General features: G+C 40.2%; 22 protein-coding genes. 2 read left to right on the forward strand and 20 right to left on the reverse strand.

Annotation, left to right across the window (positions count from 1 at the left end):
• Positions 1–78: 78 nt before the first annotated feature.
• Positions 79–1149 carry a ribosome small subunit-dependent GTPase A gene (gene rsgA / locus V7201_RS04390; RefSeq protein WP_335375869.1) on the reverse strand — a complete coding sequence of 357 codons (1071 nt, stop codon included), beginning with the start codon at positions 1147–1149 and terminating at the stop codon, positions 79–81.
• Positions 1150–1480: 331 nt separating this feature from the next.
• Here rsgA and V7201_RS04395 point away from each other — a divergent pair, with 331 nt between their 5' ends.
• Complete coding sequence (locus tag V7201_RS04395; protein WP_335375569.1) at positions 1481–2245, forward strand: DUF4397 domain-containing protein; 765 nt, start codon at positions 1481–1483, stop codon at positions 2243–2245.
• 99 nt (positions 2246–2344) lie between these two features.
• Here the strand turns inward: V7201_RS04395 and V7201_RS04400 are convergent, their stop codons facing one another.
• The 16 genes from V7201_RS04400 to ilvA all read right to left on the reverse strand — a co-directional run bounded on the left by V7201_RS04400 (position 2345) and on the right by ilvA (position 17504).
• Positions 2345–2926 carry a YpmS family protein gene (locus V7201_RS04400; RefSeq protein WP_335375570.1) on the reverse strand — a complete coding sequence of 194 codons (582 nt, stop codon included), beginning with the start codon at positions 2924–2926 and terminating at the stop codon, positions 2345–2347.
• 35 nt (positions 2927–2961) lie between these two features.
• Positions 2962–3768, reverse strand: coding sequence for an SGNH/GDSL hydrolase family protein (locus tag V7201_RS04405; protein WP_335375571.1), 807 nt, complete (start codon positions 3766–3768; stop codon positions 2962–2964).
• A 124-nt stretch (positions 3769–3892) separates the two neighbouring features.
• Positions 3893–4471 (reverse strand): SCO family protein, encoded by a 579-nt coding sequence (locus tag V7201_RS04410; protein WP_335375572.1) that lies wholly within the window; start codon positions 4469–4471, stop codon positions 3893–3895.
• A 106-nt stretch (positions 4472–4577) separates the two neighbouring features.
• Entirely contained in the window at positions 4578–5552 is a 975-nt protein-coding gene (locus V7201_RS04415) for a nucleoside hydrolase (protein WP_335375573.1), read from the reverse strand.
• A 71-nt stretch (positions 5553–5623) separates the two neighbouring features.
• Positions 5624–7249: a HAMP domain-containing sensor histidine kinase gene (locus tag V7201_RS04420; RefSeq protein WP_335375574.1), complete on the reverse strand. Its 1626-nt coding sequence runs from the start codon at positions 7247–7249 to the stop codon at positions 5624–5626.
• A 427-nt stretch (positions 7250–7676) separates the two neighbouring features.
• The gene (locus tag V7201_RS04425; protein WP_335375575.1) at positions 7677–8519 is read right to left on the reverse strand and encodes a DegV family protein; all 843 of its coding nucleotides are present in this window, start codon (positions 8517–8519) and stop codon (positions 7677–7679) included.
• Between the two features lie 271 nt (positions 8520–8790).
• On the reverse strand, positions 8791–9042 hold the full coding sequence (locus tag V7201_RS04430) for a DUF2535 family protein (RefSeq protein ID WP_335375576.1): 252 nt from the start codon (positions 9040–9042) through the stop codon (positions 8791–8793).
• Between the two features lie 161 nt (positions 9043–9203).
• Positions 9204–10205 carry a hydrogenase expression/formation protein HypE gene (hypE, locus tag V7201_RS04435; RefSeq protein WP_335375577.1) on the reverse strand — a complete coding sequence of 334 codons (1002 nt, stop codon included), beginning with the start codon at positions 10203–10205 and terminating at the stop codon, positions 9204–9206.
• Positions 10206–10207: 2 nt separating this feature from the next.
• Positions 10208–11317 (reverse strand): hydrogenase formation protein HypD, encoded by a 1110-nt coding sequence (hypD, locus tag V7201_RS04440; RefSeq protein ID WP_335375578.1) that lies wholly within the window; start codon positions 11315–11317, stop codon positions 10208–10210.
• Positions 11301–11525, reverse strand: a complete 225-nt coding sequence (locus tag V7201_RS04445; protein WP_335375579.1) for a HypC/HybG/HupF family hydrogenase formation chaperone — start codon at positions 11523–11525, stop codon at positions 11301–11303. Before V7201_RS04445 ends, hypD begins: the two co-directional genes overlap by 17 nt.
• 2 nt (positions 11526–11527) lie before the next feature.
• Complete coding sequence (hypF, locus tag V7201_RS04450; RefSeq protein WP_335375580.1) at positions 11528–13810, reverse strand: carbamoyltransferase HypF; 2283 nt, start codon at positions 13808–13810, stop codon at positions 11528–11530.
• On the reverse strand, positions 13795–14454 hold the full coding sequence (gene hypB / locus V7201_RS04455; protein ID WP_335375581.1) for a hydrogenase nickel incorporation protein HypB: 660 nt from the start codon (positions 14452–14454) through the stop codon (positions 13795–13797). Before hypB ends, hypF begins: the two co-directional genes overlap by 16 nt.
• Positions 14417–14809 (reverse strand): hydrogenase maturation nickel metallochaperone HypA/HybF, encoded by a 393-nt coding sequence (locus V7201_RS04460; RefSeq protein WP_335375582.1) that lies wholly within the window; start codon positions 14807–14809, stop codon positions 14417–14419. The genes hypB and V7201_RS04460 overlap by 38 nt, the downstream gene beginning before the upstream one ends.
• Before the next feature lie 170 nt (positions 14810–14979).
• Positions 14980–15735, reverse strand: a complete 756-nt coding sequence (gene tatC, locus V7201_RS04465; RefSeq protein ID WP_335375583.1) for a twin-arginine translocase subunit TatC — start codon at positions 15733–15735, stop codon at positions 14980–14982.
• Positions 15736–15860: 125 nt separating this feature from the next.
• Positions 15861–16064, reverse strand: a complete 204-nt coding sequence (locus V7201_RS04470) for a twin-arginine translocase TatA/TatE family subunit (protein WP_335375584.1) — start codon at positions 16062–16064, stop codon at positions 15861–15863.
• A 171-nt stretch (positions 16065–16235) separates the two neighbouring features.
• On the reverse strand, positions 16236–17504 hold the full coding sequence (gene ilvA, locus V7201_RS04475) for a threonine ammonia-lyase IlvA (protein WP_335375585.1): 1269 nt from the start codon (positions 17502–17504) through the stop codon (positions 16236–16238).
• A gap of 164 nt (positions 17505–17668) precedes the next feature.
• Here ilvA and V7201_RS04480 point away from each other — a divergent pair, with 164 nt between their 5' ends.
• Complete coding sequence (locus V7201_RS04480; protein WP_335375586.1) at positions 17669–17890, forward strand: hypothetical protein; 222 nt, start codon at positions 17669–17671, stop codon at positions 17888–17890.
• A 101-nt stretch (positions 17891–17991) separates the two neighbouring features.
• Here the strand turns inward: V7201_RS04480 and V7201_RS04485 are convergent, their stop codons facing one another.
• The 3 genes from V7201_RS04485 to V7201_RS04495 form a co-directional block, all read right to left on the reverse strand.
• Positions 17992–18723, reverse strand: coding sequence for a lysophospholipid acyltransferase family protein (locus V7201_RS04485; protein WP_335375587.1), 732 nt, complete (start codon positions 18721–18723; stop codon positions 17992–17994).
• A gap of 115 nt (positions 18724–18838) precedes the next feature.
• Positions 18839–19324 carry a dihydrofolate reductase gene (locus V7201_RS04490; RefSeq protein WP_335375588.1) on the reverse strand — a complete coding sequence of 162 codons (486 nt, stop codon included), beginning with the start codon at positions 19322–19324 and terminating at the stop codon, positions 18839–18841.
• Positions 19321–20115, reverse strand: a complete 795-nt coding sequence (locus V7201_RS04495) for a thymidylate synthase (protein WP_335375589.1) — start codon at positions 20113–20115, stop codon at positions 19321–19323. The genes V7201_RS04490 and V7201_RS04495 overlap by 4 nt, the downstream gene beginning before the upstream one ends.
• Positions 20116–20148: the final 33 nt, after the last annotated feature.

Raw genomic sequence — 20148 nt, forward strand, 5'->3', positions numbered from 1 at the left:
CTGGAGCTGGACATTTCTTGAAGTGATATTTATAGTTTCTTATCTTATAAAAAACCTCTTCCGAAGAAGAGGTTACGTTTATTTTCCTTTGAATTTGGTTTTTTGGCGTATTTCTTTATTTATGTTTTTCCAATGGCGTTTTTCATCCGCTTGTGCCTTTTTATCGACCTTCCTGTCTATAAAGGCAAGCTCTTTTTGCAGCTTTTTATAGCTGCTGAACCGATTCTCATCCAATGCCCCTTCATTGATGGCAGTCCATATAGCGCATCCTGGTTCGTTATTATGGTTACAGTCACGGAATTTGCAGGAAGAGGCAAATTCTTCAATATCTGCAAAGCTTTCGCTGATTCCCTCATCACTTTGCCAAAGCTGGACTTCCCTCATTCCAGGTGTATCGATGAGCACGGCGCCGCCGGGGAGCTGGACCATTTCACGGTGTGTAGTCGTATGCTTTCCTTTATCATCGCTAACCCGAATTTCCTGGACTACCTGCTTTTGAAAACCAGTCAGAAAGTTTACCAGACTGGATTTTCCTACACCCGATGACCCGATAAGGGCCACTGTTTTGCCTGGGGCTAGGAATTCCTGCAATTCCTCGGTTCCGGTATTCTCCAGTACACTTACGGCTATCACAGGCACCCCAAGAGCCACATCTGCTACCTGCTGGATTTTAACATCGAGCTCAGATGCTAAATCTGCTTTACTTAATATGATTACTGGATTTGCTCCGCTTTCCCATGAAAGAAGTAAATATCTTTCAATTCTTCGCAGATTCAGGTCATCATTCAATGAATTGACGATAAAAACTGTATCTATATTGGCAGCAACAATTTGTTCTTCTGTTACCATGCCTGCAGCTTTACGTGAAAATTTGCTTTTTCTCGGCAATATCCCGTGGATGGCGCCTTTCTTTTCACCTGGTGATGTTTTTATCACGACCCAATCACCAACAGCGGGCAGGTCTTCACGATTTACAGCATCATAAGTCAGCCTGCCTGCAAGAGTACACAAATATTCCCCCTTATCCAGCCATACCCTGTACAAATGCTTATGCTCTAATGCAATCCTCCCAAGCTCATATCCTTTAATCTTATATTCTTCAAAATGACTTTTAATTTCTTCTGTCAAACCAAATTGTTCAAGTTTCATCATTATTATTTTCCTCCATCATGCTTATAAAATATAAAAAACCACAGGCACACACAGCCCATGGTTTTAAGCATGTAGACAAAAAGACATTAGTCAATTGATCCGCTTAGGTTAGTGGGCTGTGCAATCAGTAAAAGTCAGCTTTAAAACAATTGATAATTTTCTCATTGCACTCCACCTGCCTCTCGTTTAATTAATTATAGTATATGGAAATACATTCCTGTTGTAAAGCCTATTTTTTAATTAAAATTGCGGTTTAAGATTATTCACACCTGACATGCCCATTTTACATAATTTAGAGTGGAGAACGAACACATTAGGAGTGAGGGGTATGGCTCATAAAAGAAACCAAAATGATTACTTGCATAAAGCTACTATGTATTCATTATTGGCTGACTATTATAAATACCTGGATTCAAATTTACATGTAATGTATTATCATAAACACCTTCGAAACATGAAGAAAGCAGTCCAATTAATGCGCTCAGAAGCAGTTCCTGCACGACCGGAAACCACAATGCCAGGCAGGCTGCGTTTTTTGCATGCTGCTCCTGATGTGCAATTAATTGATATCTATATCAATGGAAGCAGAGTTTTGCGCGACTTTGATTATAAAATTAACAGCAGCCACATGCAGCTTGCTCCAGGGAAATATCAGGTAGATATTTATCCTGCAGGTGAAACGGTATCGACGGTCATCAGCAAAAAAATCACAATTGAGCCAGCAAGAATTTATACGGCCGCTATCAGTGGTCCTGCCACAAAGTTAAGACTGATTATTTTTGAAGACCAGCCAATGACACCAATCGGTGAATCAAAGGCAAGGTTTATCCACCTTTCCCCAGATGCACCAGCAGTGGACATCGCAGATAAAAATGGTGAAATCATTTTCCCAAATGTTTCATTCAGGCAAGCCACAACATATTTAGGCTTGACTCCGATGACAGTCACACTCGAGGTAAGAGTAGCAGGTACGAAGAATACTGTCATGACGATACCTGATGTTAAGCTAGAGCCAAATAACTCATATTCTATAGTAGCAGTCGGGACGGTAAAAGGTGAACCGCCTCTCGAGGTTTTGCTATTACAAGGCTGATTGCCTAAGGCCGGACCACCGGCCTATTTTCATTTTCAATTCCTTTATCAATATATAATCACTTTTTTCTATAAAAAAAGACACTCCACACTGGAGCGCCTAATTAGCAGGAACGAACAAAGTAAATTTGATGTTGTCTTTTTTAAGGTCGAATTCATTTACTCTTACCTTTATGTCACTTTTAAGCTTAAGCCTCTGCATGGATACATAAACTCTTTCCTCTTCTGGCTGTATACTGACTGCCTCAGGTAGGTCGTAGCTGTCGCGGACAAATTTAAGCACGGTTGAAACCGGGAGGCGCAGACGGCCAACGGAAATCGATTTCTGATTCAGGACCAAATCCCCGTTTTCCAAAGCTTTGGGTTCGAATGTTAGTCTTAATTCCAATTCTTCGCTGAAAAGCGGAAGGGTTCCATAAAGTTCTACTTCATCTGTAAGCAAAACTTGATAATCGATATTGCTGTTCTTTCCTTCTTCTTCAATATAATGATTGATCACTCGGTTCAAATCACGCTTGTTTGTTGCCACTTTAAAAGCCACATCGTCTGAATCCTGGCTGTTTTTAACTGGCTCTATTTTGGAATCTTCAGCAGGAGATGCGATCAAGATATACAAAAATAAAATTACTGCGGCGATAAGTCCTAATAATATAAAAAAACCAATCTTCCATTTGTTTTTCATAAAACTTTTAACTCCTCTTCCCTACCTATTTGTGGTCAATTTTCTAGTAAATCAACCACTTCCTGACTCAGGATTCCATATACCCTGTCTGCAATCAATTGATAGCCGCGGTCATTTGGATGAAAATAATCAGTATAAAGCAAGTTTTCTTCATTGTTAAGGAAAATATCATGAATATCGACAAAGTAGGCATTTCCATCCTGATCGACTAATGATTGGCTTTGTCTATTCCATTCATCTACAATCTGGTTCATTTCTTTTACATCAGCAAACCAATTGTAAAATGGATTATAAAGCCCGATCAAAATGATCGGAGCATCTTGATTCTGCTTTCTGATTAAGTTGAAAATTGATTGCAGCCGCTCCTTAAAAATCTGTTGTTCAGCTTTGAAAAGATTCAATTTCAGGCTGGAAAAATTCTCTTTCACAACCTTCATCAAGTCGTTACCGCCGATCGTCAAAATAATCAAGTCAGCATCCTCAATCGAAGCTTGTAATTCTTTGCTTTCTAGCCTTTTCAGCAGCTGGTCTGCCCTGTTACCCCTTACTCCAAAATTTTCGAAATTAGCATTCCTGATGGTCTTTTCCTGTTCGAGCTGCTGAGCTAAATAAGGGATATATCCTCCTGAGTTGGTACTGTCGCCAACTCCCTGTGTAAGTGAGTCTCCGGCAGCCACTATATGTAAATCCTTCGGAAAAAATGAAGAAGGCAAGGCATCCTTCAATTCCAATCCAGTTTCCTTAACTTTATTAAGATTCCCTTTTTGCAGGCTCTCAAACGAACTGCAAGAGACTAAAACAACGGCCAGAATAAAATAAAGTAAGGTGAGTTTTTTCTTCAATCCAGTTCACCTGCCTTTAAACGTATTCCTATTATAACATTTGAGTCCCAGCCTAAAAATTTTTATTGACAATGTTTTTATATAAGTATAAACATAGGCAAAAAAAACAGGCCAATTTGTTGGCCTATTGCAGTGCTTCTATATCTTCAATGATTTGCTCGAAAGGAACTTCTTTCAGACCTGTATAATATTTCCTCATGTCACCGTTCTGATCCACAAGATAAAAATCAGTTCCATGAATAACCTGGTCACCTGATTGTGGTTTTTTAACAATCGTCTTGAAATTTTCAAGTGCGAATTTTTCTATTTCTCCCTGAGAGTAGCCAGTTAGGAAATTCCAATTCTTAAAATCCACATTAAACTTCTTGCCGTATTCAGTTAAGACCTCCGGCTTGTCAACAGTAGGATCCACACTAAATGAGACTATTTCGACATCCTCAAGACCTTTTTCTTTTATCATGTCTTGAAGCTTTGCCATATTAGCTGTCATCGGAGGACATACGTCCGCACAGTTAGTGAAAACAAAATCAGCTACCCAGACTTTCCCTTTAAGATCATTTTTGCTAAAAGGCTGACCATCCTGGTCGGTAAACTTGAAATCTTCGATCGGATAGTTCTTGGCATCCTTTAGTCCGTTATTTCCACATCCAGCAGCAAGTGCTATCACTGCTGCCAAAACAAAAAATAAAATACCCTTTTTCATACAACCACCTGCATTCTCTCTAATTATGTCCACAATCATTCTAGCAAACGTTTTTGAGAGAAGAAAGAAAAAGATAAGCTAAACCAGTGAAAATAATTGTCGCGACTTAATGATTGCCCTCAGTACTTTTGGAGTTTTTCATCGTTTGGAAAAAATCCTTTATGAATTCAGGATAATTGAAATTAACAGCCACTTTATGAAACGGAAACTCAGCTTTGTCTACCATGTTCCTGAAATCTCCAATGCTTTGGCCAAATGCTTCGCCAACATTCACGATGACCTTTACTGGTACATCTCTGTATGTGACATGATCTTCATTAACAACCGCCCAGAGAGTAAGGACATCATGCAGCGGGGCGCCTGTCAATTTAGGAGTCCTACTTTTATAGAATTTATAGTAGTAATCAAACATCGGTTTGACAAGTTTTCCAACCTTGCTTCCGACAGAGTTATAATAAGTATCCAGCTCATTGATCAAGGCGGGTGTAACAATTGAGCCGCTAGTCACATTGAGAGGAATGATTTTCACCCTTCTTGCTGTCTGATTCAACACTATATTGGCTGCATAAGGATCACCGTAAAAATTCGCCTCTGCAACGGGTGTAACATTTCCTGGTTCATTGAATGCGCCGCCCATCAGGTAGAATTCCTTCACTTTTTTCATCGTCTCAGGATACAGGATAAAAGCTGTAGCCAGAGAAGTAAGTCTGCCAACATTCACGATGATGATTTCATTCGGATTTTGTTCGATGACATCCTTGATTCCATGGAAGTTCTCAAGCGAGAGATCTATATCAATTTCCGGAATAATAGGGCCTAAACCTTCTGCCCCATGAACGTCTGGATAAAATTGCGGCGGATTGCCGGTAAGTGGCAATTCTGCACCAGCGAAAACAGGAACATCACGAATGCCAGTAAGTTCTTGGATATAGGCTGCATTCCTAAGGGCGTCCTGTTTGGAAACATTTCCATAATCAGCCACCACACCAACAATTTTAATTTCTTTATTGAAGAACGCATATAAAATGGCTAAATTATCATCAATTCCAAAATCACTGAAAAACAGCACTTTTTTTACCATAACTGACACCCCCTTTTTATGTATATTGAGGGTAATGAAAAATGATGGCAAAAATTTAAAAGCTCCTGGATTTACTCAGACCCTTCTATTAATAATGGCACCATGATCTCAAAGGTTGTACCTTCACCTTTTTTGCTGCATACCTTAATATGCCCTTTCATCCGTTCAACAATCTGGTAACAGACCATCAATCCCATGCCTGTACCACGTTCCTTCAGAGAATAAAATGCGGTTCCCAGTCTTGAAAGTTCATCCTCCGACATGCCAATGCCAGTATCCTGAATTATGAAAACACCATATGAACCTTTTTTTTCCAAAGTCAAGCTTAACTTGCCTCCGTTCTTCATCGCCTCTATGCCATTTTTCAGGATATTGATCAGAACCTGCTTTAATTCATTCTTATTGCCCCTGATTTTCATATCTTCTTTAATTTCAGTACGTAAAGAAATATTCTTTGACATCATTGCATATGAGGTCATCAAATCCATCACTTTTTCTGCCATATCCCTGCTATCAATGACCTCCAGTTTGTCAACATCAGGTTTTGCCAGACTCAAATAATCATTTATGATGGTTTCCGCTCTATTTAACTCCTCTATCATCAGCTTTAAAAACATATGCTCTTCATCACTCATGTCTTTTGCAAGAAAAATTTGCAGGAAGCCTTTGACGACTGTCATCGGATTTCTGATTTCATGGGCGACGGATGCAGCAAGCTGTCCAATCGCATTCATTTTTTCCGCCCTCTGGAGCTCCTGCTGCAGTTTCGTTCTTTCGAAAATATCCTCCATCGTATTAATGGCTTCTTCTAAAAGCAGCGAATCACTTTCGTTCATTGATGATTGTCCCAATTGCTTAGACGCCGCGGAAACCCGTTCAAACAATTGCGAAAGCTGAGCAGCCATTTCATTAAAACGATCACTTAACAAGCTAAGTTCCGACTGGTCTTGAACTGGGAGCCGGACATTGAAATTGCCCGTGCTGATTTCCTTGATTCCATAAAACAAATCATTTACGGGCTTCAGCACCCTTTTTAGACCCCAATTCAAAGTAATAAAGACGAGAAAAATAATGGCAGCCAATTCTATCAGCAAAATTTTCAGTATTTCCGTTTGATTGTTTCTGATAATCGCAGCCTTTGCATCGATGCCAAGAATGGCAACAACATTTCCCTTGTCATCCATTATAGGAGCGAAGGAGGAAATCCATGACCCATATTGATCTTTGAATATCCCTGTGCTTGTAATCGTTTTTCCTTCCTTTGCTTTTCTGAAGGCATCCATGAATTCGTTCCCCGCATCATAATACATGAGTGATTCAAACGAATACTCTTTGTAAATGTCTGATGCTGCCAGAATATATACTTTATTATTAGGATAAATATCAGGCAAAACCAGAAAGGCTCCGAGAAATGATGCATTGTTGTTGTTTACCATTGTAAGAAGTTTCACCAGACGCTTACTGGCAGGATTAGCGTTATTTTTCATTTCTGCCGCTACCTTTATATCAGCAGGAGACAGTGTAGAAGACCAAAGGCCAGCTACTCCTTCTACCCTGTCTTTCATATGGGATTCCATCTGTTTAGCCTGGAGGTAAAAACTGCTTCCTATGGTCGACACCACTACGAGTGTGGTGATCATAAAGGAGAACAGCAATATTTTATTGAACAATGGCATGTTTTTAATATTAAGCTTCATAAGTGAATTGTCACATTCCATTCGTTTGAAAAATGAATTACTGTGAGTATTCGACGAAATCTTCTATAAATCCTGTTTTCATCCTCAAAAAGAAAAGAGTCTGTTAAACAAGTTTGTGATTTTCGTTCCAGGCGCTTCGCTTTCCGCGGGGCTGGAGCTGAACCCGCTGGACATTGATTAGCTCCTCGAAACTGCCCCCGCACGATGGAAATGTGTTAGCATTTTCGGAGTAGTCTACGCGCCTTCCACTACAATCACCAGGGTATTAAAAACAACATTCAGCTTTAACATATGCAAAGAAAAAGGTCCTGAACCACTAATGTTCAGAACCTTGCCGCTTTGGCTAAAAAAGATTGATATTCTGTTTCACTCTATTACTCATTAACTTTAGCTATGCTATGTACTTATTAAAGCGCAATGGATAACCTTATTCAAAATAATACATAAACCCGATTGCACCAACACCTGTATGGGTACTTATAATGGGTGTTGTATCCTCAATGTCTATATCTCCATAACCTGTTGCTTCCTGGATTGCCTCCTTAAGTGTAGCGGCCAACTTCAAACCCTCGGCGTGAACGAGGCCAACACCTTTGATTTTCTTGCCTTTCACATCCTCCGAGAACTGGTTTTTAAGATATTTAACAACCTGCGAGTGGCTCCTTGCCTTAGAAACAGGTGTATATTCTCCACCTTCAAGCGAAGCAATAGGCTTAATGTTCAATAATGAACCAATCAATGCCTTGCCTTTTCCAATCCTTCCGCCCTTCACTAAGTTTTCGAGGGTATCCACCACTACAAAAAGACGAGTATGCTCCCTGACAGCATCCAATCTGGTGAGTATTTGTTCTATACTCTTACCCGAAGATGCCATTTCAGCTGCCTCGAGCACTTGAAAGGCCAATGCCCTTGAAATAAATCTCGAATCGACTACATTCACTTTTGCGGAAGTCATTTGCGCCGCACTTTCTGCGGAACGAACAGTACCGCTCATCCCGCCAGTCATATGGATTGAAATCACTTCATAGCCCTCGCTGCCCAACTGGTCATACACTTTAAGAAATTCCCCAACAGGGGGCTGTGAGCTTTTTGGCAATTCAGGCGAAGCTTTCATTTTTTCAATAAATTCCTTTGGAGTAATATCGACTCTATCTAAATAGTTCTCTCCATTAATGGAAATGGATAAAGGCACTACGGTAATGCCCATTTTTTTAATTAAATCATCACTTAAATCACATGTGGAATCTGTCACAATTTTGATTTTAGTCATTAGTTCACATCCCTATCAAAAAACACTATATATACATTTTCTTTAAAAAAAAATAAAAATATTAGTTGCAATTACATCTATATCCCGTGTTGCCAAGATGATTTGCTACAGCCTATTGTCATTTTCCACCTATATCCCTCACTGGATCGTATACTTTTTGGAAGACTCTTTATCAGGTAATCATAAAGTGAATCCTAAGGGGAGAATTTCAGTGAAAAAGAATGCTTATAAAGAATAAAAGCGCCTATCCAGGCGCTTCAAAGGTAAACCATTATGCGTTATTTTTTAATTCGGCCGCCTTAAATAATTGTTCGTAATCTGGCCATTTTATTGCTCTTTTTAAATATTCCTTGAATGAATAAAATTTCTTGGCGTTTCGTTCCTGATAGATCGATGTGATGAAAGTTTGCAAACGGACTTGGATCATAAAATAATAGGGGCTCTCTTCCTCCAATACAGGAATATCAACGACTTTAACCTTCTGTCCAACAACATTTTTGAACTCTAGGCTTTTGAATAGCAAAGTATCAATCCTCTTTTATACCCGTTTGATTATATTATACCCCAAATCACGGTCGAAATGTGTCTGTTTGTGCGGATAATAAAATTTTTTTACTGTCTTACTGACTTACTTTTAGCTATTGATAATGGGGATGAAGATAACCTGCATCTTGTTTTCCGACCTCAGCATATTCGTGGCAACATCATCCCAGAAAGCCTGTTAAGAAGCCTTTTTGATCCAATTGGCGTTTCTAACAGGAGACGGCCTCGGTCTATGCCGGTCACTTCACCAATTACAACAGACTCTGCCCCCTCCGGAAATTCTTTTAACATATTCAATATACTGAGTTTCTCCTCATCAGAAACAATTAAGATTGCTTTACCCTCATTAGCTAAATACAATGGGTCGAATCCAACCAGGTCACACATTCCATGCACCTGATCCTTCACAGGTATACTTTCTTCTTTAATGACAATTTCAAGTGAAAAATCTTCAGCAATTTCTACTAGAGTAGTTGCAAGCCCGCCACGTGTTGGATCACGAACAATCCTTACCCCAATGGAATTTTCATATACTTTTGCAAGCATATGGTTTAGCGATGCGCAGTCACTCTCTATCGGGACATTAATTCCCAGTTCACCTCTTGAAGTAAGGACAGCAATTCCATGGTCACCGATTGTTCCAGTAATAATGACAACATCACCTTCTTTAAAATGAAGGCTGTTGCCCCGTTTACTATCCAAGGCTCCTATGCCTGTAGTATTGATATATACACCGTCAGCGCTTCCGCGTTCCACCACTTTTGTATCACCTGCAATAATTTTCACCCCCGCCTTACATGCTTCTTCCGCCATATCTACAGTGATTTTCTTAAGGTCAGCAATGGGAAATCCTTCCTCAATCACAAAGCCGCATGTCAGGAATAAGGGAACTGCTCCACTTACAGCCAGATCATTGACGGTACCTGCAACAGCAAGCTTTCCGATGGATCCCCCCGGAAAGAATAAAGGCTTTATCACAAAAGAATCGGTCGTAACGGAAATATTGCTGCCCGGAACCTCCAGGGTAGAAGCATCGTGCATCGACTCCATTTTATTCCCAAATGACTTTACAAAGACCTCCTTGATCAATCTATGGCTTAACTCACCGCCATCACCATGAGCCAGACTGATTACCTTTTCCATTATTAACTCTCCCTCATGAATTGATAATGAGCAGAACAACTTCCTTCAGCTGAAACCATACATGGACCAATCGGGTTCAAAGGCTTGCATGCCTTGCCAAATAAACTGCATTCATTTGGAGATATCACCCCTCTGATCACTTCTCCGCACCTGCACTTTGTTTTTCTTGGTTCACCTGGGTTAACCTTGAATCTCTTTTTCGCATCGTATTTGGCGAATTCTTTCTTCAAGTCCAAACCGCTTTCAGGAATGATTCCTATTCCCCGCCATGCTTCATCACTAAATTTGAAATACTTGCGCATCCACTCCTGGGCAAGTAGGTTCCCTTTTTTGGTCACGATTGCTCTGTGATCATTTACGATTTTTATCTCATTGCTAATGGCCAGATTAAGCAGTTTGTAAATTCCACTCAGTAATTCGGCTGGCTCAAATCCTGTAATTACTCCCGATACCCTATACTCCTCCGCTAGATAGCAATAAGAATCCTCCCCTATTACGATAGAGACATGTCCTGGAAGGAGAAAGCCGTCCAGCTGAATTTCCCCAAGAGCAAGCAAATGACGAAGAATGGGTTCAACAAGCTTTGTTGTCATCCACACACTGAAGTTTTCGAGTCCTTTTGAAGCAGCTTCATCAATCAGCAGTGAGAGGATCGGAATCGTTGTTTCAAAACCTACGCCTAAAAAAACAATTTCCTTATCCGGTTGTTGCTCAGCAATTTTTATTGCATCCATTGGCGAATACAATACACGGATATCCTTTCCTGCTGTCTTGGCGGACAGCAGTGTTTGTTTTGAACCCGGCACCCTCATCATATCTCCAAAGGTGCAAATGATTCTTCCCTCTCCTTCTGCCAAGGCAATCATCGCATCAATAGACTTCTGGTCTGTCACGCAAACAGGGCAGCCAGGACCGGAGATTAAATTAACTTCATCTGCTATTGCCTGTTTAACACCTGACCTAGCAAGTGCCATTGTATGTGAACCGCATACTTCCATAAATGCCGGCTTTCTGCCATGTATCCTGAAAAATTCCCTGGCCTTTTCCTTTACAGCATCAGCCAATGGCCTGCAAATCTCGGTACTAGAAGATTGCTTAAGGAGTTCTAACATCTATGAGATTCCTCCATTCCGCGACGCTTTGTCTAGCGTATTCTTCATCAATGATTGACATCGCCTGTCCGGCGTGTATGATGACATATTCACCAAGTTTTACTTCCGGAATAAAAATGATGCCCACCGTTGTAGTCGTTCCCATTACATCAACTACCGCAGTATATTCATTCTTTTCAATCACCCTTGCAGGAACTCCGACACACATGATCATTTCCCCCTCCTTGCAGCCGCCACGATTAACTGCCCTAAACTCAAGCCCCCATCATTACATGGAAAATTCCGATGTGAATACACCTCAAATCCCTTTCCTGCAAGTTCAGCCTTCAATCTAGTAAGCAAATATTTGTTATGGAAACTCCCGCCTGATAAAACAACCTTCCTTGAGCCAGAATCTAGTTTTAATTTCAGCTTTTCCATCCCGGAACTAATTGCCTGGATAATCGTTTCATGAAATCTTATGCATATCTCAGTGACTGCTTTCCCATTTAGGGAATCAATAGAGATCTGCTTAAGCATCAAGCTAAAGTCATATCTTAATAATCCATTTATATCTTTAATTTCATAAGGGTATACAGAGTCAAATTCAATGTCCGCTGTGGCAAGCTCTGAAAATTTTATTGCCGCTTCTCCGTCATATGTTGAATATGTGCAAACCCCGCATATTGCGCTAACGGCATCAAACAGCCTGCCGCAAGTACCAGCCAGCGGACTATTTAGTTGATTTGCAATCATGGCCTTCAAAGTTTGAAGTTCAAATTTTTTCTCAGGGAAGAGGTGTAATGATAGTTCTTCTCCCTCTTTGCCTAAAAGACTCATAAGCATGGCTGCAGCATTTCTCCATGGCTCTCTTATGGCCTTTTCTCCTCCTGGCAACGGAGTGTAAGCCAGGTGAGCCTTCCTCTCAAACTCTACTTCATTGCCAAAAAGAATTTCAAACCCCCAGATCTGTCCATCTGTACCATAGCCGGTACCATCTAGAATTATCCCCAAAACATTTCCATCGAGTTGATTATCAGCCATGCAGCTGACCATATGAGCATGATGATGCTGAATCTCGATGATTTCAGTGAAAGGATAATCCTTTACTATTTCTCTCGTATTAAATCCTGGATGCATGTCGATGGCTGCAGTTTTAAAAGGAATTTGAATCCAGCTTAATAAGTGGTCCAGTTCTGATTTAAAATAGTCGATCGTTTCCATATTCTCCAGATTGCCAATATGCGGACCAACAAAGATTTGATCGTTCCTGCCAATGGTAAAAGCAGACTTTTGCTGTCCGCCAAAAGCAACGATTCCATTTCCATTCGCTTTTGAACTCAAAGGGTCCGGCACATACCCTCTTGACCTCCTAAGAAAATCTCGTTGCTCCCCTGATATCTGGATTACTGAATCATCAACCGGGTGAAGAATCTCCCTGTTATGGGTTAAATAATAGTCAGCTATTCCATTTAGGTAATTGATCGCTTGATGATCATGGTATAAAATTGGCTGTCCAGAAGGATTAGCACTGGTCATGACTAAATAATCCAATTCACTATGCTTAAAAATGAGATGATGAAGCGGTGTATATGGCAGCATAACACCTACAGTAGACATTCCTGGCGCAATTTCTTCAGCTAAATAAACACTAGGGCGTTTTCTTAATACAACTATTGGAGCTTCGGGACTTTCAAGGATATTTTTTTCTTCATCGCTGAACATCGCGATTTTCTTTATTGCATGCAGATCCCTGGCCATGACTGCAAGAGGTCTTGCTGGGCGCCATTTTCTTTTCCTTAATAGTGCGACGGCTTCCTCATTACCAGCATCACAGCAGAGGTGATAGCCTCCCAGACCCTTGATGGCAATAATCGCGCCTTGCTTTAATAGCTCGGCTGTTTTCCGAAGCGGATCCGCCGAGATCATTTCTCCACCAGAGTTTAAAATTGTTACTGAAGGTCCGCACTTTTCACATGCTATTGGCTGGGCATGATGCCTTCTATTTATTGGATCCTCGTATTCTCTCTGGCAATCAGGGCACATGGGGAAGAATTTCATTGACGTATATTGCCTGTCATACGGAAGGTCGTTTATGATCGTATAACGCGGTCCACACTGTGTACAATTAATGAACGGATAATGAAATCGTCTGTCATATGGATTATCCAGCTCTTCAAGGCATTCCTTACAGACTGCTGAATCCACTGGCAAAACCAACAAGGAGGACCCGGAACGTTCACTGGGAATAATAACAAATTCATCGTAGCCAACAACTGTTGCCGGTTCAACGATTATTTTCTCGATTTTGGAGAGTCTTGGAGATTTGAAGTCCATATCAGATAAAAAAGATAGTATATCCGAATCCTCTCCCTCGATATGAATCTTCACTCCGTCCATATTATTCTGGACTGTCCCTTTTATCAGATGTTTTTTTGCTAATTGAAAAACAAATGGCCTGAATCCCACTCCCTGGACTCTGCCCCTGACTACTGCCTTCAATGCTGATAGCATGATTGATAAGCCTCATCAATCCAGCTATACCATTGATTGAGGCCTTCTTTTGTTCTTGCCGAAACAGGAATGATTTTCGAGTCAGGATTTATACCTTCCAGATCACTAACGGCCTCGTTAATTCTAAAATCGAGATAGGGCAGCAGATCTATTTTATTTAATAGAACCAACTCGGTCCTCCTGAACATCACCGGATATTTAGGGATCTTGTCATTGCCCTCAGGCACACTTAATACTGCAACCTTATGGTTCTGTCCAAGGTCATATCCAGATGGACATACAAGGTTTCCTACATTTTCAATGAATAATAGATCGGTATTCTCAAGATCGAACTCAGGAAGTGTTGCCGCAACCATCCTGGCATCAAGATGGCATCCACCTTGTGTATTGATTTGAACTGCACTGGCACCAAGAGCCCTGATTCTGTCCGCATCCCTCTCTGTAGCAAGATCCCCTTCGATAACAGCTATCCGAAATCTATCAGATAAAACCCGGACCGTTTCTTCTAATATGGTTGTTTTACCTGCCCCTGGTGAACTCATTAAATTAATAACAAGCGTTTTAGTGGACATGAACAAGTTCCGGTTATATTCAGCTGCGATATTGTTATTTGTCAGAACGTCTGTCCGCAATGTAATCTTCAATACACTTCCTCCCTTCGTATGATAAAACTTGAAGTTTTTCACCAGAAATAATTTTTCCAGAAGGCATGTCACAGTCTGGACAAAACGATATCCGATTGTCAGGAACGTATCTTTTCTGACAAACGACACATTGTGCTACTGCCTTTTCGATTTCGATGATAAGCTCCGAATTATCTGAAATAAAATACTGATTTTGTTCCTTGAATACCTCAAATGCCATCATCAGGGCATCCGGCATTGCATTGCAGATTTCCCCTACGGTCAGTTCTATCTTTTCAATTTTTATAATTCCATGTTTCACTGCATCATCCTGAATCATCTGTAAAATGTCATACATTAAAGACATTTCATGCATAAGATCATCCTCACAAAGAACCTTCTGTTGCCGATTGGCTCAAAGACGAATCATCCTTAAGTTATAAGTGTTCTTCTTTAAATCCTATGCTTGTTCCTCTATAGAGATGTGAATGTTTCTTTTTTTAGAGTACAAAAAAGCTGCCAGATATTTAATCTGGCAGCTTGCTTTTATATTTCTTCTTCCATGTCACCATATTGCTCCTGCGATTCTTGTTCTTTCTTCAGTTTCCGTCTAAAGACAACCTTAGAAAGGTTAATGCTGATTTCGTATAGAAGAAGAAGTGGAATCATCACGAGAAAGTCTGACATGAAATCTGGTGGAGAAATGACAATTGCGATTACGATAAGGACGAAATACGCATACTTTCGGATTTTAGTAAGCACATATGGATTGATTACCCCGAGTGAAGTTAAAAACATAACGACGACAGGAAGTTCAAACAGAACACCAAATGGGATTGTCATGTTCATGATGAATTTAAAATACCTGTCGGCCGTAAAGTTCGTTACAAGCATATCCCCGCTTAATTCTACAAGGAAGTTCAAGACATTAGGAAAGATGACGAAATAACCGAATGCAAGACCGACTACAAACAAAATGAATAGTGCTGGAATGTAAGATAATGAAATTTTTCTCTCATTCGGCATGAGAGCCGGTTTTACAAACAGCCAAATTTGCAATGCCAAAACCGGTATTGTTCCAGCAATCGCGATAATGGTGGCCAGCATAAAGTAAATCCATATGATATCACTCGGACCTAAAACAATCAGCTTTACATCCAGGTCACGAACAAAGTAATAATAAATATCTTCAACGAAGTAGAAACCTACTCCAAAAAATACAATGAATGCTACTACCGAGATAATGAGCCTATTGCGAAGCTCATCCAGATGATCTACAAGATTTAATTCTTTATCTTCCATACCAATCCCCTGCCAATTCCATTTGCTGCTTTTTAAATTTGTGAAGTAAGGCATAAATTACAAAAGGACTAGCTTTGTAAAAATGCCTTAAGAAAAAAAGATGTAAGATAAAAACATCTTACATCTTATTTAGTGATTTTCGAAATTTCCTTTTTTTCGTCTTCAAACTCTTCCATAACGTCACTTGTCAATTCACGAGTTGATTTCTTGAATTCGCGAAGAGTCTGGCCAAACGCTCGGCCTATCTCAGGAAGTTTTTTTGGTCCAAAAATAATCAATGCTAAGACAAGGATTAAAATTAATCCAGGAACTCCGATGTTTGATAACATATCAACATCTCCTTTTCATATAGTAAATCTACTATGATTATAGTACTTTTACTCCCCAGTTTGGAGGAATGCAGTGAAAGTTCATAAGAAATTCACAAAGTATGCCAATACCTAATGTTATTTCACAGTTCCTATTTTATATTATCTTTCCTTTATTATCTATTATTAATATTATACCAATAAATTAAACAGCTGATTGTCCTTGTTTAATTCCATGAATGCAAAGCCTTTTCTTTCCATACTGGCAATCAGCCTTGTGTAATCCTTCTTATCTTTCAATTCGATGCCGACTAGTGCAGGGCCGCTTTCTTTATTATTTTTCTTCGTGTATTCAAATCGTGTAATATCGTCTCCAGGGCTTAGAACGTCATCAAGGAATTCCCTTAATGCACCTGCGCGCTGAGGGAAATTTACAATGAAATAATGAAGCAGGCCTTCATATAGCAGGGAGCGTTCCTTTATTTCCTGCATTCTGCTGATATCATTATTTCCCCCGCTTATAACACAGACAACAGTTTTCCCCTTGATTTGATCCTTTATCAAGTCAAGAGCGGCAATAGGCAATGCTCCTGCTGGCTCAGTTACAATCGCATGTTCATTATATAATTCTAATATGGATGTACAAACCTTTCCTTCAGGAACCTGAACTAGCTCTTCGACATTTTCCCGGCAAATCTCATATGTTTTACTGCCTACACACTTAACAGCAGCACCGTCAACGAAGGTGTCAATTTGCTCTAGCGGAAAAACATTATTCTGATCAAAGGCTGCCCGCATCGAAGCTGCTCCTCCTGGTTCGACACCGATCAACTTGGTTGTGGGGGATACACTTTTTATGTATGTACTCAAACCTGCCAATAATCCTCCGCCGCCAATGCTGGCAACGACAAAATCTACAGATGCCTGGCAGTCATTCATTATCTCAACTGCAACAGTTCCCTGTCCGGCAATAACTTTTTCATCATCGAAAGGGTGGATAAACTCTCTGTTTTCTCTTTCTGCACAGACACGTGCCTCCCGGTAAGAATCATCAAACGTATCACCCGTCAGGACGATTTCGACAAACTCACGCCCGAACATTTCTACCTGGCTAACCTTTTGGCCTGGAGTTGTTGCTGGCATATAGATCTTCCCATTAATTCCAAGCTGCCTGCAGGCGTATGCTACACCTTGAGCATGATTGCCCGCACTTGCGCAAACCACTCCATTTTGGAGTCCCGCGTCCCATAGAATTTTCATGGCATAATAAGCGCCACGTAATTTAAAAGATCTAACATGCTGCAAATCTTCGCGTTTCAAATATATTTCTGCTTCGTATTTTTCTGAAAGCCTCTGGTTCAATTGTATCGGTGTATGGGCAACAATGTCTTTAAGATGCCTATAGGCTATTAGAATATCCTCAACATTCACCCATTTTTTCTTTATAGTTTCTTGTTCCATATTGTCACCCTCACTTCTCCAAAAATATTAATTTGTCCATTATAACATGTTTTTTTGAAATCCCGAGTGAATTTTTAAAATATTTAAAATCTTACCATGTCTGATTGAATAGAATGGTAGTAAACTAACATATAATAAGGAAAATTTGTTGGAGGGAATAATGAATGGAATTTTCATTGAACAGTTATGATGGGGCTCTGCCTGTAGAAGTAACGGTGGATGAGGACAATGGGAGGTACATGATTCGAAAAAGTGACACGAGCGGTGAATTCTTCAACAGTCCCCTGGAAATGGTAAAATGGATTCGCGCAAATTTTCGTCCTGATGATTTTTGTATCCCAGCCGAATTTACACAGATGATGGATAGTCTTGCTCAATTCGAATAATTGAACGATGAATTTCATCCAGCCAAATTTCCTGGCACTTAATTAGCCGGCAGAAAACCCCTGCATTTATTCGAATTTGCAGGGGTTTTCTACTGGGAAAATTATGATGCGATCCGCTTTACCTTCCTCGAGTCGATAATGATATCACGAACAAAACCAGCAAGTTCAATTAACTCTTTATCCTTATATTCAGGGCTGTAAATAGGACGGCAAATGGTGACTGTAATTTTCGCTGGTTTAATCAGCCTGCCATTTTTCTCAAAGACATCCGCTGTTCCCTCAATCGATATAGGAACAATCGGAACACCAGAATCCTTTGCAAGCCTGAAGCCCCCTGCCTTGAAAAGTCCAATGGGACCACCCTTGCTTCTTGTTCCTTCAGGAAAAATGACCAGAGAATGTCTATTTTTCAATAATTCTACCCCAGACAAAATAGACCCTGCTGCTTTTGCACGGTTCTTCCGGTCAATAAAGACGCACTGAATAGCTTCCATCCAGGAAGAAAGAATGGGTACTTTCTTAACTTCTACTTTTGAAATAAAGCCAAAAGGTTTATCAATACTGCTAATCAGGACGGGTATATCAAAATCCCCCTCATGATTGCTTGCAAAAAGAACAGGACCATCTGGAATATAGTGGCTACCTTTAACGGTTACTTCAGACCCAGCTATTGCCAAGAATGTTTTAGACCAATTTTTAGGTGTTTCGTGAATAAGAAGATTTCTTTGTTCAAGCGGCAAATCTGCCGGCAACTTTTTTATTCGTGAAAGCTTGGGAATACTGCAGACGAGATAGCCGCCCATATACAAAAAACACGCAATTAATCGAAGCATTGTTTCCTCCTAAGGTTTTTCTGTAGACATTATAATGGATTTCAGCAGGTAAAACTATATGAATCGGAAAATACTTCATAAAAAAACAGCCCATTTTGCAAGGGCTGTTCATCCATTATTTTCGCTTATAGATCAAGAACTCATAGTCATATGGATTTTTATTATCTTTCAAACCTTTTTCCCTGGTTTCCAGCTGCCATTTATCTATGTCAAATACAGGGAAATATGTATCTCCTTCAAACTGCTCATGAATCATCGTGAGATATAGCCTGTCCGCTTTAGGCAGGACTTCCTTGAAAATTTCTGCACCGCCAATGACAAAAATCTCGTCATCCTTTTGTCCTGCATATTCAAAGAATTCATCGATTGAGTTCATTATTACACAGCCCTCAGGACGGAACGACCCATCCCTTGTTATGACGATATTTTCCCTTCCTGGAAGTGGCTTCCCAATTGAATCATACGTTTTCCTGCCCATAGCGATTGGGTGTCCCATCGTTACTCGCTTAAAAAACTTCAGATCTTCAGGCAGTCTCCATGGGAGTTCGTTATGAAGTCCGATTACGCGGTTTTCATCCATTGCCCAAATAAGAGAAATCATACACTTACAACCCCTTTAATATGTGGATGTGCTTCATAATTAACCAGCTCAAAATCTTCAAATTTAAAATCAAAGATTGATTGTACATTAGGGTTGATTTTCATCTGTGGCAATGGTTTAGGCTCGCGTGTAAGCTGAAGCTGAACCTGCTCCAGATGATTTGTGTAAATATGAGTATCTCCAAATGTGTGGATGAATTCACCTGGTTCAAGATCGCAAACCTGTGCAATCATCAAAGTAAGCAGTGCATAGGAAGCTATATTGAATGGAACTCCTAAGAATACATCAGCCGATCTCTGATAAAGTTGGCAGGAAAGCTTGCCATCCGCAACATAGAACTGGAACATGCAGTGACAGGGTGGCAAAGCCATTTTATTAATTTCGGCAACATTCCAGGCATTGACGATCATCCTTCTGGAATCTGGATTTGTTTTGATTGTATGGATTAATTCTGATATCTGGTCAACCGTCTCCCCATCTGCCCTTGCCCATGATCGCCACTGATGGCCATACACAGGTCCAAGGTTCCCATTTTCATCGGCCCAATCATTCCAAATGCGGACACCATTGTCCTGAAGGTATTTAACATTCGTATCCCCGTCAAGAAACCAAAGTAGCTCATGGATAATAGATTTAACATGTAGTTTTTTGGTGGTAAGCAAAGGAAATCCATCCTGGAGATTAAACCGCATCTGATAACCAAAGGTGCTGATTGTACCGGTACCTGTCCGATCCTCTTTTTTTACACCGGTTTTCAATACATGTTCACATAGTTCTAAATACTGTTTCATGAATTACCCTGCCTTTCAGACAACCATTTATTC

The organism is Bacillus sp. JJ1122 (assembly GCF_036964885.1).
Lineage (GTDB): Bacteria > Bacillota > Bacilli > Bacillales > Cytobacillaceae > Mesobacillus.

Excerpts from the sequence above, each read along its gene's own strand:
- V7201_RS04485 (WP_335375587.1), bottom strand. The coding sequence starts at position 18,723 with ATGCTTCGATTAATTGCGTGTTTTTTGTATATGGGCGGCTATCTCGTC.
- V7201_RS04460 (WP_335375582.1), bottom strand. The coding sequence starts at position 14,809 with ATGCATGAAATGTCTTTAATGTATGACATTTTACAGATGATTCAGGAT.
- V7201_RS04425 (WP_335375575.1), bottom strand. The coding sequence starts at position 8,519 with ATGACTAAAATCAAAATTGTGACAGATTCCACATGTGATTTAAGTGAT.
- hypE (WP_335375577.1), bottom strand. The coding sequence starts at position 10,205 with ATGGAAAAGGTAATCAGTCTGGCTCATGGTGATGGCGGTGAGTTAAGC.
- V7201_RS04490 (WP_335375588.1), bottom strand. The coding sequence starts at position 19,324 with ATGATTTCTCTTATTTGGGCAATGGATGAAAACCGCGTAATCGGACTT.
- tatC (WP_335375583.1), bottom strand. The coding sequence starts at position 15,735 with ATGGAAGATAAAGAATTAAATCTTGTAGATCATCTGGATGAGCTTCGC.
- V7201_RS04410 (WP_335375572.1), bottom strand. The coding sequence starts at position 4,471 with ATGAAAAAGGGTATTTTATTTTTTGTTTTGGCAGCAGTGATAGCACTT.
- V7201_RS04400 (WP_335375570.1), bottom strand. The coding sequence starts at position 2,926 with ATGAAAAACAAATGGAAGATTGGTTTTTTTATATTATTAGGACTTATC.
- hypD (WP_335375578.1), bottom strand. The coding sequence starts at position 11,317 with ATGTTAGAACTCCTTAAGCAATCTTCTAGTACCGAGATTTGCAGGCCA.
- hypF (WP_335375580.1), bottom strand. The coding sequence starts at position 13,810 with ATGCTATCAGCATTGAAGGCAGTAGTCAGGGGCAGAGTCCAGGGAGTG.
- rsgA (WP_335375869.1), bottom strand. The coding sequence starts at position 1,149 with ATGAAACTTGAACAATTTGGTTTGACAGAAGAAATTAAAAGTCATTTT.
- V7201_RS04420 (WP_335375574.1), bottom strand. The coding sequence starts at position 7,249 with ATGAAGCTTAATATTAAAAACATGCCATTGTTCAATAAAATATTGCTG.
- V7201_RS04470 (WP_335375584.1), bottom strand. The coding sequence starts at position 16,064 with ATGTTATCAAACATCGGAGTTCCTGGATTAATTTTAATCCTTGTCTTA.
- V7201_RS04395 (WP_335375569.1), top strand. The coding sequence starts at position 1,481 with ATGGCTCATAAAAGAAACCAAAATGATTACTTGCATAAAGCTACTATG.
- V7201_RS04445 (WP_335375579.1), bottom strand. The coding sequence starts at position 11,525 with ATGTGTGTCGGAGTTCCTGCAAGGGTGATTGAAAAGAATGAATATACT.
- V7201_RS04495 (WP_335375589.1), bottom strand. The coding sequence starts at position 20,115 with ATGAAACAGTATTTAGAACTATGTGAACATGTATTGAAAACCGGTGTA.
- V7201_RS04480 (WP_335375586.1), top strand. The coding sequence starts at position 17,669 with ATGGAATTTTCATTGAACAGTTATGATGGGGCTCTGCCTGTAGAAGTA.
- V7201_RS04415 (WP_335375573.1), bottom strand. The coding sequence starts at position 5,552 with ATGGTAAAAAAAGTGCTGTTTTTCAGTGATTTTGGAATTGATGATAAT.
- ilvA (WP_335375585.1), bottom strand. The coding sequence starts at position 17,504 with ATGGAACAAGAAACTATAAAGAAAAAATGGGTGAATGTTGAGGATATT.